This window comes from Sphingobium sp. WR1 (genome assembly GCF_059693745.1).
Map to the genome: position 1 here is coordinate 194,379 of NZ_JCATID010000002.1, position 13,257 is coordinate 207,635.

Annotated in this window: 14 protein-coding genes; 2 read left to right on the forward strand and 12 right to left on the reverse strand. The window is 64.7% G+C overall.

Going from position 1 to position 13,257, the window contains the following annotated elements:
* Nucleotides 1-22: 22 nt before the first annotated feature.
* On the reverse strand, nucleotides 23-1,147 hold the full coding sequence (locus AC58EF_RS03380) for an AI-2E family transporter (protein ID WP_497274499.1): 1,125 nt from the start codon (nucleotides 1,145-1,147) through the stop codon (nucleotides 23-25).
* 130 nt (nucleotides 1,148-1,277) lie between these two features.
* On the opposite strand from AC58EF_RS03380, the gene AC58EF_RS03385 reads away from it, so the two are divergent.
* Together AC58EF_RS03385 and AC58EF_RS03390 are read left to right on the forward strand one after the other, a co-directional pair.
* Nucleotides 1,278-2,075, forward strand: coding sequence for a TrmH family RNA methyltransferase (locus tag AC58EF_RS03385; RefSeq protein ID WP_497274501.1), 798 nt, complete (start codon nucleotides 1,278-1,280; stop codon nucleotides 2,073-2,075).
* Between the two features lie 101 nt (nucleotides 2,076-2,176).
* The gene (locus tag AC58EF_RS03390; protein ID WP_497274503.1) at nucleotides 2,177-3,475 is read left to right on the forward strand and encodes an MFS transporter; all 1,299 of its coding nucleotides are present in this window, start codon (nucleotides 2,177-2,179) and stop codon (nucleotides 3,473-3,475) included.
* A gap of 1 nt (nucleotide 3,476) precedes the next feature.
* On the opposite strand, the gene AC58EF_RS03395 is transcribed toward AC58EF_RS03390, so the two are convergent.
* From AC58EF_RS03395 to ffh, 11 genes are all read right to left on the reverse strand, one after another.
* On the reverse strand, nucleotides 3,477-3,989 hold the full coding sequence (locus AC58EF_RS03395) for a GNAT family N-acetyltransferase (protein WP_497274505.1): 513 nt from the start codon (nucleotides 3,987-3,989) through the stop codon (nucleotides 3,477-3,479).
* Nucleotides 3,990-4,056: 67 nt separating this feature from the next.
* A complete protein-coding gene (locus tag AC58EF_RS03400) occupies nucleotides 4,057-6,729 on the reverse strand; it encodes a TonB-dependent receptor plug domain-containing protein (RefSeq protein ID WP_497274507.1) in 2,673 nt (890 codons plus the stop codon).
* Nucleotides 6,730-7,060: 331 nt separating this feature from the next.
* Complete coding sequence (gene rplS / locus AC58EF_RS03405) at nucleotides 7,061-7,429, reverse strand: 50S ribosomal protein L19 (RefSeq protein WP_497274509.1); 369 nt, start codon at nucleotides 7,427-7,429, stop codon at nucleotides 7,061-7,063.
* Nucleotides 7,430-7,442: 13 nt separating this feature from the next.
* A complete protein-coding gene (gene trmD, locus AC58EF_RS03410; RefSeq protein ID WP_497274511.1) occupies nucleotides 7,443-8,174 on the reverse strand; it encodes a tRNA (guanosine(37)-N1)-methyltransferase TrmD in 732 nt (243 codons plus the stop codon).
* On the reverse strand, nucleotides 8,171-8,443 hold the full coding sequence (locus AC58EF_RS03415) for a hypothetical protein (protein WP_497274513.1): 273 nt from the start codon (nucleotides 8,441-8,443) through the stop codon (nucleotides 8,171-8,173). The genes trmD and AC58EF_RS03415 overlap by 4 nt, the downstream gene beginning before the upstream one ends.
* Nucleotides 8,444-8,480: 37 nt before the next feature.
* Nucleotides 8,481-9,983: a serine hydrolase domain-containing protein gene (locus AC58EF_RS03420; RefSeq protein WP_497274515.1), complete on the reverse strand. Its 1,503-nt coding sequence runs from the start codon at nucleotides 9,981-9,983 to the stop codon at nucleotides 8,481-8,483.
* Nucleotides 9,980-10,354 carry a type II toxin-antitoxin system VapC family toxin gene (locus tag AC58EF_RS03425; RefSeq protein WP_497274517.1) on the reverse strand — a complete coding sequence of 125 codons (375 nt, stop codon included), beginning with the start codon at nucleotides 10,352-10,354 and terminating at the stop codon, nucleotides 9,980-9,982. Before AC58EF_RS03425 ends, AC58EF_RS03420 begins: the two co-directional genes overlap by 4 nt.
* Nucleotides 10,351-10,617 (reverse strand): AbrB/MazE/SpoVT family DNA-binding domain-containing protein, encoded by a 267-nt coding sequence (locus tag AC58EF_RS03430; RefSeq protein WP_497274518.1) that lies wholly within the window; start codon nucleotides 10,615-10,617, stop codon nucleotides 10,351-10,353. The genes AC58EF_RS03425 and AC58EF_RS03430 overlap by 4 nt, the downstream gene beginning before the upstream one ends.
* 31 nt (nucleotides 10,618-10,648) lie before the next feature.
* The gene (gene rimM, locus AC58EF_RS03435) at nucleotides 10,649-11,143 is read right to left on the reverse strand and encodes a ribosome maturation factor RimM (protein WP_497274520.1); all 495 of its coding nucleotides are present in this window, start codon (nucleotides 11,141-11,143) and stop codon (nucleotides 10,649-10,651) included.
* Between the two features lie 5 nt (nucleotides 11,144-11,148).
* Nucleotides 11,149-11,607 carry a 30S ribosomal protein S16 gene (gene rpsP, locus AC58EF_RS03440; protein WP_497274522.1) on the reverse strand — a complete coding sequence of 153 codons (459 nt, stop codon included), beginning with the start codon at nucleotides 11,605-11,607 and terminating at the stop codon, nucleotides 11,149-11,151.
* Nucleotides 11,608-11,650: 43 nt separating this feature from the next.
* The gene (gene ffh / locus AC58EF_RS03445) at nucleotides 11,651-13,096 is read right to left on the reverse strand and encodes a signal recognition particle protein (RefSeq protein ID WP_497274524.1); all 1,446 of its coding nucleotides are present in this window, start codon (nucleotides 13,094-13,096) and stop codon (nucleotides 11,651-11,653) included.
* Between the last annotated feature and the right edge of the window lie 161 nt (nucleotides 13,097-13,257).

The following is a 13,257-nucleotide window of genomic DNA, read 5'->3' on the forward strand; positions in this document are numbered from 1 at the left end:
ATGTCTCGCAAAATGCGGCGCGTCAGCCGTCCAGCACCTCGCCCACGCCCCGCATCCGGGTGAAGATATTCCAGGTCGCGATGAACAGCGCCGCGATCACCGGGCCGATGATGATGCCGTTGAAACCGAACAGCTCGATCCCGCCCAACGTGGAGATCAGCACCACATAGTCGGGAATGCGCGTGTCGCGGCCGACCAGGATCGGGCGCAGCACATTGTCGACCATGCCGATCACCAGCACCCCGCACGCGACCAGGATCACCGCCTGCCAGATCGCCCCGGTCGCGAACAGATAGATGGCGACCGGCACCCAGATGATCGCCGTGCCCACCGCCGGCAACAGCGAGAAGGCGCCCATCAGTACGCCCCAGAGCAAGGCCCCCTGGATACCCAGCGCCCAGAAGACCATGCCGCCGATCAGGCCCTGCACGATGGCGACCACGATGCTGCCCTTGATCGTGGCGCGGATGACGATGACGAACTGCTCGATCAGCGCCGTGCGCTGGCCCGCGCGCAGCGGCGCGGCGGCGGCGATCCGCTGCGACAGCCTCTCCCCGTCGCGCAGCAGGAAATAGGTGAGATAGAGCATCACGCCCAGCGCCACCAGGAAGCTGAAGGCGCTCTGCCCGATCTGGAAGGCCTGCGTCGCCAGCGTGCGGAAGCTGCTGGTGATGCCCTTCGTCACCATATCCTGCGCCGCATAGAAATTGGTGAGGCCCAGCCGCCGCAGATAGGGCATCGCCCAGTCGGGCAGGCTGTCCACCACCTGCGCGAAGAGCCGCGCGAAATTAATCTCGCCCGACTGGATCTTGGCATAGAAATAGGCCGCTTCCTGCAACAGAGCCGCCCCCAGCACGAAGGCCGGGACGATGACGATGGCCAGGATCAGGAATAGGGTGATCAGCGCCGCGCCGTTGCGATGCTTCGGCATCGCCGCCAATATCTGCCGATTGATCGGCGCGAAGACGATGGCGGCGATCACGCCCCACAGGATCGCGGCGAAGAACGGCTCGATGACCAGCGCGAAGGCGATCGACACGATCAGCACCACGCCCAGGAAGAAACCGTCCTCGATCCGGGGCGTGACGTTGAGCGGGGGGCCGGGCAGCGGGGGAGCGGGCGGCGGCGGGGGCGGTTCGACGGTCATGGCTGTCTCTTTGCAAAATTCGCGGGCCAAATCCATCGCGCAACGATCATCATAACCTGCCCCCTGTCCTTTTCACCTTTCCATGGGTAGAGAAGCCGCTTCCTTTCGTCTTTTGGGACCAGCATCGAACGTGGCACGCGAAATCACCGGATTTTCCAACCCGCTGGTGAAGCGCGTCCGATCCCTTCGCGAGAAGAAATATCGCAAGGCCGAAGGACTGTTCCTCGCCGAAGGGCTGCGCATCCTCACCGAGGCGCGCGAGGAAGGCGTGCTGCCCGAAATGCTCTTCCACGCCGGTTCCACCCACCCTCTGGCGCTGGACCTGATCGACGCGATCGAAGCGGCCGGGGGCGACGTGATCGAAACCACGCCCGACATCCTGTCCAAGATCAGCGGCAAGGATAATGCGCAGGCGGTGGTGGGCGTCTATCGCGACCGCCTCACCCCGCTGGACAGGCTGGATCGCGGCAGGGCCGACATCTGGATCGTCGCCCAGTCGCTGCGCGATCCCGGCAATCTGGGCACCATATTGCGCACCGGCGACGCCGTGGGCGCGGGCGGCCTCATACTGATCGACGATTGCGTCGACCCCTTCTCGGTCGAATCGGTGCGCGCCAGCATGGGCGCGCTTTTCACCCAGTCCATCACCCAGGCGCGCTGGGGCGAATTCATGCACTGGCTGCGCGCCGGGCCGGGCGAACTGATCGGCACCAGCCTGAAGGCCACCCAGGATTATCAGGAACCCCGCTATCAAAGCCCCAGCTTCCTGCTGGTCGGCAATGAGGCGCAGGGACTGCCTGAATCCTACGAGGCCGAATGCGATCAGTTGGTGAAGATGCCGATGCGGGGCAAGGCCGACAGCCTGAACGCGGCGGTGGCCACCGCGGTCATGGCCTATGAACTGCTGAACCAGAAACGAAGAAATTAGAGGATCGTCGTTCCCGCGGAGGCGGGAACCCATCTCCCGGCCTTGCGGCACCGGATAGCGCCGGAGATGGATTCCCGCCTGCGCGGGAATGACGAAATGGGATGAAGCGACAGGGGGAACGGGACGTGACAAACACCAGCGGCATGGGCGAAATGTGGCGGCACAAGCGGGTGCTCGCCGCCAGCCTGATCGGCACGGCGGTCGAGTTTTACGACTTCTATATCTACGCCACCGCCGCCAGCCTGATCTTCCCCTCGCTCTTCTTCCCCGCCTCCTCGCCCACGGCGCAGCTGATGGCCTCCTATGGCAGCCTCGCCCTCGCCTTCTTCGCCCGCCCGGTGGGCGCGGCCGTCTTCGGTCATTATGGCGACCGCATCGGGCGCAAGGCGACGCTGGTCGTCTCGCTCATGCTGATGGGCGGCTGCACCCTGCTGATCGGCTTCCTGCCCACTTATGCGATGATCGGCTGGTGGGCGCCGCTCATCCTGTGCATCCTGCGCTTCGGCCAGGGCTTCGGCCTTGGTGGCGAATGGGGCGGCGCGGCGCTGCTGGCGGTGGAAAATGCCCCGCCCGGATGGCGCGCCCGCTTCGGCATGTTCCCGCAGTTGGGCGCCCCGGTCGGCTTCATCGCCGCCAACGGCCTGTTCCTGATCCTCGGCGCATTCCTCTCCGATGCGGACTTCTTCGCCTGGGGCTGGCGCCTGCCTTTCCTGGGCAGCGCGGTGCTGGTGATCCTGGGCCTGTGGGTCCGGCTGAAGCTCACCGAAACGCCCGAGTTCGCCGCCGCGCAGAAGGAAGCGCCGCCGCCCGCCGTGCCGCTGGCGACCCTCCTCTCCTCGCATCTGGGTGCCGCGATCGCGGGCACCTTCGCCTGCGCCGCCTGCTTCGCGGTCTATTATATCGCGACGGCTTTTGCGCTCGGCTACGGCACCACCGCGCTCAGGATCGACCGCGAAATCTTCCTCGCGATCCAATTGGGCGCGATCCTGTTCATGGCGCTCAGCATCATCCTCGCCGGCTGGTGGTCGGATCGCGCCAGCCCGACCCGCGTCCTCGCCTGGGGCTGCGCCGGCACCTTGCTGATGGGCCTCGCCTTCGGCCCGCTGATCGGCACGGCCATGCTGCTGCCGATCTTCGTGGCGCTCAGCCTCGCCTTGTTCGCCATGGGCTTCATCTACGGGCCGCTGGGCGCCTATCTGCCCGCCCTCTTCCCGATCCAGCTACGCTATACCGGCGCGTCCTTCGCCTTCAACCTCGGCGGCATAGTGGGCGGCGCGCTCGCCCCGATCGTCGCCACCTGGCTGATCGGCGCGCAGGGCGTAGGGCTGGTCGGCCTCTATATGTCGGCGGCGGCGCTCATCAGCCTTGGCGGCCTGTGGTGGACCAGCCGCTACCCCTGAATCAGATCGACTTGCGCATCAGCAGCATCGGCACGCCGCTATCCTCGAACGGACGCACGCCTTCGAAGCCGAAGCTGCGATAGAGCGGCACCCCCGCCATCGTGCCTGTCAGTTCCAGCGCGACGAACCCCTCCGCCTTCGCCGCCGCCTCGCACAGCGACAGGATCATCGTCCCCACGCCTTTGCGGACATGATCGGGATGGGTATACATCGCCCGCACCCGCGCCGGCTCGCTCGCCGGATCGAGCAGCCGGTCGTCGCGCCCCGCGCTGTGATCGCCGCCATAGGCCGTCGCCCGCCGGCTCCATCCGCCGCAACCGGCGATCGCGCCGTCCTCCTCGATCAGGAAATAGGTGCCGTCGGCGATCAGCCGGCTGTCCAGCCCCATGAAGCCATGGCTGGTCTTCACCTGCTCGGGCGTCAGATAATCGGATTGCAGCCGGTCGATGGCCAGGGTCATGACGGCGGACAGCGCCGCTTCGTCAGCGGCGGTGGCGAGACGATGGGTCAGCATGGCCCGCTCATGAAAGGAAGCAGCCGGCCCCGCAAGGGACCGGCCGCAAGAAAGTAGCAGGAACGGATCAGAATTTGAAACCGACCTTGCCGTACCAGAAGCCGCCATTGAAGCCGAAGGGCGACACGTCGGGATAGATGTCGCCGGTGAAGCGGCCGCCGGTCGAGGCATAGACCGGTCCCAGCGTCCCATTCGTATTGGAGAATTTGTCGGGATAGTTGCTGAAGATATTCTGCGCGCCCGCGCTCAGCGTGAAATTCTCGTTGATCTCATAGCTCACCTCCAGGTCGAATACGAACTCGCTGCCGAAGGTCTGCGACACCGGGCCATCGTCCGTCATCGTATATTTTCCGTACCAGTTCATCCGCCCCAGCACCGACAATGGCCCTGCGGTCCAGTTTTCGGTCAGGATGACGCGGGTCTTGGGCAGCGTCCTTTCCAGCTGGGCCACACGCACGTCCGACACGACCGTGGGATCGCGGTCCGTGACCCTGGTCTTGTTCCAGTTGAAGGCCAGGGTCGAATTGAGCGACCCCAGGTCGCCGACCGCGAAGCGATAGCTGCCCACCACGTCGATGCCCTGCGTCCGCGTGTCGAAGGCGTTGGTCAGGAACTGCACCTCATTGACCGTGGCATAGTTGGCCAGGCCCAGCGACTGAAGCGTCGGCCGGTCCGCATCCTCGATCACGAAGGTGCCCGACGTGCCGATGCGATCCTTCACCTTGATATTATAATAGTCGATCGTCAGCGTCGCGCCCGGCGCCGGGGTGAAGACCGTGCCGACCGAGAAGCTGACCGATTCCTCCGGCGTCAGCGGCCTGGCGCCCAAATAGGCCGCGACCGGGCTTGTCACCGGCAGGGTCATCGATTCGATCGCGTTCGGATTGCCGGGGTTGAAGGTGGTCGCGATGCTGCTGGTGTTGACCTGCCCCGGCGTCGGCGCGCGGAAACCTGTCGCCACCGTGCCGCGCAGGGCCAGAATGTCCGGCACGACGGCGTAGCGGGCCGAAAATTTGCCCGTGGTCGAATTGCCGAAGTCCGACAAATGCTCATATCGGCCCGCTATGCCGAACGATAACTGATCGGTAATGTCGCCTTCGATGTCGATATAGAGGCCCTTGGAATTGCGGCTGCTCTCCCCCGCGATGGCCGGGCCATAGCCGGGAAAGCCGTTGGCGCCGACCGGCAGGGCGACCGACAATTGCGTGCCATCGGCATTCAACACCGGCGTGCCGTCCTGATGGAAGACGAGGTTTCCGGTATAGGGGCCGATCGCATAGGAGGCCGGGTCGCCCAGGCCCAGCTCATAGGATTCGCGGAAATATTGCCCGCCAAAGGCGATGGTGATCGGGCTGGCCAGACCGACCTCCCAGGGATAGCTGAAGTCCGCGTTGAACAGGGTTTCGCGCTGCTCCAGCTTGCCGAGATAGAATTCGGTCGGCGACGTGATGCCCAGCGACGGGTTCATCGTGCCGTCCATCGTGTAGCGCAGCGTCGACTGGCCGTAGCTGCCGGAAATATCATAATTCAGGCCGAAGCCGAGCGTCCCCTTATAGCCGAGCGTGCCGGAAATATCGTCGATCTTGCCGAAGAAGATCGGCGTGAAGCCGCCCGAATAGACGCAGCTCCAGTTCTGGACCAGCGGGTCGGAGCAATTCGCGACCTGCGTATAGTCGCGGGTGGTCGGGTCATAGCCGTTGGGCGCATAGACATTGCCGCCCGCGCTTCCGGTCTGGATGCCGGGCAGCAGATTGTTGAAATCGGTGAAATAGTCGTTGAAGATGCCGTTGCGGCCAAAGCTGTTGCCTTCGATGTCGACGCCCGCCGTGTCGACCGACTGGCGATAGTTGAAGCTTTCCTCCTGAAAGCTGTGGCCATAATTGCCGAAGAAATAGATGCTGCTGTCGTCGCCCAGGTCGAAATGGCCGTTGGCGAAGAAGCGATAGGATTCCATCTTCGGATTGCCGTAGCGCTGCGCCAGTGCCGGAACGCCGATGTCGGGCTGTTCCTGCGCCAGCAGATGGGCGCCTGCGCGGGTGACGCCGCGGCTGGTCTTGCCGGCATTCACATATTCGCCGCTGATGTTGATGACGCCGCTGTCACCCAGCTTGAACCCGGCGTTCAGCGCGACCTGATAATCCTCGCCGTCGCCGCGATAATATTGGCCATAGCGGGCATAGCCCGAATAGCCGACATCGTCGCGCAGCGTCATGTTGATGACGCCCGCGATCGCGTCGGACCCATATTGCGCCGATGCGCCGTCGCGCAGCACTTCGACCGCCTTCACCGCGATGGCGGGAATCTGCGCCAGGTCGGCGGAATGGGCGCCGGCCGACTGGGCGTTGGCGCCGATCTGGACCAGCGCGCTGCGGTGCATACGCTTGCCGTTCACCAGCACCAGCGTCTGGTCGGGCGCCAGTCCGCGCAAGTTGGGCGGACGCACGAAGGAGGAACCGTCGCCGATCGCATAGCGCGCGACCGAGAAGGAGGGGACGAGATTCTGGATGACCTGGTTCATGTCGGCCGTGCCCTGCTTCTGCAGTTCCTGACCGGAATAGACGTCGATCGGCGTCGGCGATTCCGCGACGGTGCGATCGGTGCGGCGGGTGCCGGTGACGATGATGGTTTGACCCGGCACCGCCGCCGGTTCTTGCGGCGCAGCATCCTGTGCCAATACAGGCATCGAATAGATCGAGGCGGCGGCAATCGCGCCGCGCGAAATCAGACCCTTATATTTCATCCAAAAAGCCCCCAAACCTGTCTTTTACAGAGGCCTTTTCGACATCCCCTTCCGATCCGTTCACCCGGACTTTCCAAGGCCGCACGAATATTTCACCGAAATCTTGGATTTCAGCGCAATATCATTCGACAACATCTGGAAACGAAAGGCTGGCACAAATCCACTATCTGAGAAATGGCCCTTGTCCTATCGCCGCGAATTCCTTTTGCGCGGATAAAGCCCGGACAGGGGTCCGAAATTGTCAAATCATTGTAACATAAAGAAAAAGGCGGCGCCCCCGGGGGACGCCGCCTTTTTCTTTTTTACAACTGTCAAGAAGCGATTTGGACGATCAATCCTCGCTGCGGGTGTCGCGACGCTCGGCGATGCGCGCGCGCTTGCCAGTGCGGCCGCGCAGATAGTAGAGCTTCGCACGACGCACGACGCCACGGCGGACGACGGTGATCGAATCGATGTTGGGCGAATAGAGCGGGAACACGCGCTCCACGCCTTCGCCGAACGAGATTTTGCGCACGGTGAAGTTGGAACCCATGCCCTTGTTCGAGCGGGCGATGCACACGCCTTCATAATTCTGGACGCGGCTGCGGTCGCCTTCGATGACCTTCACGCCGACGCGCAGGGTGTCGCCGGGGCGGAAGTCGGGAATATCCTTGGCGAGAGCGGCGATGTTTTCCGCCTCGATCTGCTGGATGATGTTCATCTGACGTCAGTCCTCAAGTCTTTTGCTGCGCACCAGAGGGCGACTGGTCCCGAACGCCGATATGGCGTTCCCAAAGGTCCGGCCGCCTTAGCCGTGTATCTTCTTCCGCCTGTTGTTTCCGCCAGGCGGCGATCTTCGCATGATCCCCCGATCGCAACACTTCGGGAATCATGCGCCCCTCCCATTCCACCGGGCGGGTATAGTGCGGATATTCGAGCAACCCCGTTTCGAAGGATTCCTCGACTCCGCTGGAAGCGGCGCCCATTACACCGGGAAGCAGCCGGACGCAAGCGTCGAGCAGCAGCAAGGCCGCCATTTCCCCGCCCGACAATATGATGTCGCCCATGCTGACCTGCTCGATCGGGCGCGCGTCGAAAATCCGCTCGTCAAACCCTTCGAACCGGCCGCAGAGGATCGTCGCGCCCGGCCCTGCCGCCAGCGCGCGCACGCGGCCTTGCGTGATCGGGCGTCCGCGCGGCGTCATCGCCAGCACGGGCAGATCGGGTCGCTGCGCCAGCGCATGGTCGACCGCCTGACCCAATATGTCGGCGCGCAGCACCATGCCCGCGCCACCGCCCGCCGGCGTATCGTCCACGGTGCGATGCCGGTCGGCGGCGAAATCGCGGATATGGATGGGGTGACAGGCCCATTTCCCCTCCGCCAGCGCCCGCCCCGCCAGCGACACGCCCAGCGGTCCGGGAAACATCTCCGGGTAAAGGGTCAGGATTTGCGCGGTGAAGCTCATTTGCGCCTCGCCCTCAGCCGCGCCGCGGACCAGCCGCCCGCCATGCACAACAGGCCGCAGACCAGCAGCGCCACGCCGATCGACTGCAACTGTCCGGCAAAGGGCCGCTGGGGATGCATCACCGCCGGGATCAATATCAGCAGCGGGATGGGGAGGATCAGCGCGATCGCCGTCGCCAGCCGGGCCATGCGCGGCCAGCCGACGCCGAACAGCCGCCAGCCGGCGACGAGCATGAACAGCAGATAGATGGCGGTGACGATCAGGGCCATGCGCCGCGCTTAGGCCAAGGCGCGGCCAGCGTCCAGATCAGGGCGTCTTGATCGCGATCTTCAGTTCCTGAATCTGCGCCGTCGCGGCGGGGGCCAGCAGGATCGATCCGGCCACCCGCCCCTTCTCGCAGTTCCAGGTGAAGCTGCCCGACAGATTGCCGGTGGCGACGATGGGCGCATCGGTGCGGCAGCCCCCCACCTCGTTCTTGAGCGTCGCGAGCTTCTTCGCCCAATTGTCCATGTCGCTGTCCATCAGGACATTCATCGCCAGCCGGTCCCGCGCCGCGCCAACGCTGCCCGCCGCATAGATGCGCCCGGCCGCGGCATAGCCGTCCGCCAGCAGCGCCGTCACCGGCACGCTCCGCGCGATCAGCGCCCCCGCTTGGCTCAGCGCCACCGCCGCGTCCCAAGCAGGCCCCGCGCCGCCATTATAGGTGCGGTTGGTGAAGACGAAGATGCCCACGCCATAATCGGGCATCAGCATCATATGGCTGCCATAGCCCGGATAGCCCCCGCCATGCGCCAGCGTCAGCCCCAGGTCGCAATCCTGCGCGATCCGCATGGCGAAGCCATAGGCCGCCGCCTGCTTGCAGGCGGCCGGACCGCTCTTGCCATTGCGATGAGCGATGGCGACGAAATTGCTCCCCTCCGCCAGCATCCGCACGGCCGCGCGCGACACCGGCCCAGTGTCAGCCTCATCGCGCGCCGGCCAGGCAGACAGCAGGAAGGCGACCCAGCGCGCATAATCGGTGGCGCTGGTCTGAAGCCCGCCCATCGCCCCAAAGGCGCCGTCCGCCATGGTCGGCTCGACCTTCCAACGGCCATCCTCCCAGCGATAGCCGAGCGCGCGGCGCTCCAGCGGCCATTCGCTGACCTCATAGCCGCTCGACGCCATGCCGAGCGGCACCAGCAGGCTCTTTTCGACATAGGTCCGATAGGACATGCCGCTCACATGGGCGATGATCCGCCCGAGCAGCGCATAGCCGAAATTGCTATATTCATAGCGGCTGCCCGGCGCGGTGCTGAACGGGACGCCCTTGGCAAGCATCTTCGTGAAATCCTCCTGCGGCATCGGCGTCTGCCGATCGCCCCAGGGATTGTCGTCCACGAAACCCGCGCTGTGGGTCAGCAGATCGCGGATGCGGATGCGCGGGCTGTCCCTGGTTGGATAGGTCCAGCCCCGCATTTCCGGCACATATGTCTCCGCCAGATCGTCGAGAGACAGCTTGCCGTCGTCGCGCAGCTTCAGGATCGACAGCGCGGTGAAGGCCTTGGTCATGGACGCGATGCGGAACAGGCTGTCGGGCGTTACCGGGCGCCTGTGCACCAGATCCTGCACGCCCAGCCCCTTCACATGGACCAGCCGCCCATTGGCGACGATGCCATAGACCAGTCCCGGCGCATGGCTGTCGACCTGGAAGTCGGAAAAGAGGCGGTCGATTTCGGGAATGGCGGCGGCGATCTTCTTCTCATCGGCCGCCCTGGCCGTCGCGGGAAGCAGGGCCAGGATCAGCAACAACGGAACGAAGCGTAGCGTCACCGCGTCCAATCCTCCACCTTCAGGCCGGGAATGTCGGCAAAGTCCGCCAGATTATTGGTCACAACCGTAGCGTCGAGGCTAAGCGCATGAGCGGCCAACAAGCGGTCAAAGCGCCCCCTGCGAAAAGGCATCTGTGCATAGGCGCGCGCCGCCACCTCATCAAAGGGCAGCAAAACCACTTCTTCAAGAAAGGCATCGAGCAATTCGACGGGCGGAATCTTGCCATTGGCCGATCCCAGCGCCAATTCGGCCAGAACGATCGCCGACAGCGCAAGCTCACCGGACCGACACACCGCCACGCGTTCCACAAGTCTGGAGTGGGTGCCGGTGAACAGGAATACGCAACTGTTCGTATCCAGCAAATACATCAACGAAAACCCTGAAAATCAGGATCATCCCAGGCTCGTGGACTGTCATCAAAATCTTCGCGGGGCAAAGGCTCCAGCCAGGGCGCCTTGCCGGCGAACTTGCTGACGTCGATCCTGCGCTCCGTCTGCACAGGCTCAAAGGTGAATTTGCCCTTTTCCTCACGCAGCATCACCTCGGCGCCCTCCTGAAGGCCCAGCGCCTTGGGCAGCCGCAAGGCCAGGCTGTTGCCCGACCTGAAGATCTTGGCCCGATATTCCTCGCCCATGGCGAACCTCCGTATATACGGAGTGTATATACTATTCAGCGAAAGCCGCGTCAATCAACGCGCCGTTTTCGCTCAGCGTGACGACGTGCATCGGCGCCATGAAGCGCTTGCCCGGCTTGTCGCCGACGGCGGGCCGCTGGACCTCGATAATGTCGCCCGCGCCGAAATTCTCGACCGCGACGATCTCGCCCAGCGCTTCGCCGGTGCTGGAGGTGCAGGAAAGGCCGATCAGGTCGGCATGATAATATTCGCCCTCGCCAAGCGGCGGCAGGGCGGAACGGGGCACGGTCAATTCCGTGCCGCGCAGCGCTTCGGCCGCACTCCGGTCGCCAATCTCGGCGAAGCGGGCGACCGCGCCATTGGGGCCGGGGCGCACCGACTTCAACGTCAGTGTGCGCCCCGCCGCATCGAAGCCCTTATAGGCCTTGAGACCGTCCGGCCCCTCGCCAAAGAGCTTCAGACGGACTTCGCCCGCCACCCCATGCGCACCGATAATGACGGCGAGAGTGACGGGCTTGTCGGTCAAGAGGATCAGCCCTCGGCCTGCTCGGCGGCGGCTTCCTCGGCCGGAGCCTCTTCAGCGGGGGCTTCGGCAGGAACTTCGGCCGGGGCGTTGGCGGCTTCTTCCGCGGCCTTGCGGGCTTCTTCGGCCTCGGCCAGCTTGGTGGCGCGATCTTCGGCGCGATCCTTGGCCTTCTGACCCGGCTCCGCCTTCTTCGGGTTGTTGCGGGCGGCGCGTTCCTTCACGCCCGCGGCGTCCAGGAAGCGGGCGACGCGGTCGGTCGGCTGGGCGCCGGCGGCGACCCAGTGCTTCGCGCGCTCGACGTCCAGGACGACGCGCTTCTCGTCGCCCTTGGGCAGGACGGGGTTATAGCTGCCGATGCGCTCGATGAACTTGCCGTCACGCGGGGCGCGGCTGTCGGCCACGACGATGCGGTAATAGGGGCGCTTCTTGGAACCGCCGCGCGAAAGACGAATGGACGTCGCCATGGTGTTTTGACCTTTCTACTCTAATCTAATCTGTTGAAAATGCTTATTTCTTCATGAAATTCTGAAAACCCGGCGGCAGGTTGGGCGCGCCCAGACCCGGCAGCCCCTGCGGCGGTGCGCCGGCGCCGCCCAGCATCCCATCCAGCCCGCCACCGCCGAACATTTTGGCCAGCCCTTTCAAGCCGCCCATCTTGCGGATCTTCTTCATCGCCGTTTCCATTTCCTGATGCATTTTCAGGAGACGGTTGACTTCCTGCACCGTGGTGCCGCTGCCCTTGGCGATGCGGATCTTGCGCTTGGCGTTGATGATCGCCGGGCGCTCCCGCTCCTTGGGCGTCATCGATCCGATCATCGCGTCGAGATGGATCAGCGTCTTGTCGTTGGCGCCGCTATTGGCCATCGCCGCCTGCGCCTTCTTGAGGCCCGGCAGCATCCCCGCCAGCGCGCCAAGGCCGCCCATGCGGCGCATCTGGTTGAGCTGGGCGCGCAGGTCGTTCATGTCGAACTGACCCTTGGCCATCTTCTTGGCCAGCTTGTCGGCTTCCTCGGCGTCGATCGTCTCGGCCGCCTTCTCGACGAGGCTGACGACATCGCCCATGCCCAGGATGCGCTGCGCGACGCGGGCCGGATGGAAAGGCTCGATCGCGTCCAGCTTTTCGCCGGTGCCCGCGAACTTGATCGGACGGCCCGTGACGGCGCGCATCGACAGCGCCGCGCCGCCGCGGGCATCGCCGTCCATGCGGGTCAGCACGACGCCGGTCAGCGGCACCTGGGCGGTAAAGCTGGTCGCGACATTCACCGCGTCCTGTCCGGTCAGCGAGTCGACGACGAGCAGGATTTCGGCGGGATTGGAGACTTCGGCCACCGCCTTCATCTCGTCCATCAGCGCCTGGTCAACGTGCAGACGACCGGCGGTGTCGAGCATCACCACGTCGAAGCCCTGGAGCTTCGCCGCCTGGAGCGCGCGCTTGGCAATATCGACCGGCTGCTGGCCCGCGACGATCGGCAGCGTCGCCACGTCGGTCTGGGTGCCGAGAACGGCGAGCTGCTCCTGCGCGGCCGGGCGCTGGACGTCGAGCGACGCCATCAGCACCTTCTTGCGCTCTTTTTCCTTCAGGCGCTTGGCGATCTTCGCGGTGCTGGTGGTCTTGCCCGACCCCTGCAGGCCGACCATCATGATGACGGCGGGCGGGGTGACATCGATCAGAAGGTCGCTGGTCTCGGCGCCCAGCGTTTCGGTGAGCGTGTCCGAGACGATCTTGACGACCATCTGGCCGGGCGTGACCGAACGCAGCACGTCGCTGCCGACCGCGCGCTCCGTCGCCTGATCGACGAACTGGCGGACGACCGGAAGCGCCACGTCGGCTTCGAGCAGCGCGATTCGCACCTCGCGCATCGCGGCGCGGACATCGTCCTCCGTCAGCGCACCGCGCCCACGCAGCTTGTCGAAGACCCCACTGAGACGATCGCTTAGCGAATCGAACATCATCACCTCATTTGGGCCGAAAGGCCCGGAAAACTGTGCCTACCCATCAAACGACAAAATCGCCGGCGGGCGAAACCTCGCCGGCCAGCGTCCATCCGATGCCCCTTTGGGCGTCCTGGAGTCGTCAGAGTCGAACGGCGAACCGTCCGATGCGTGCCGCCCCT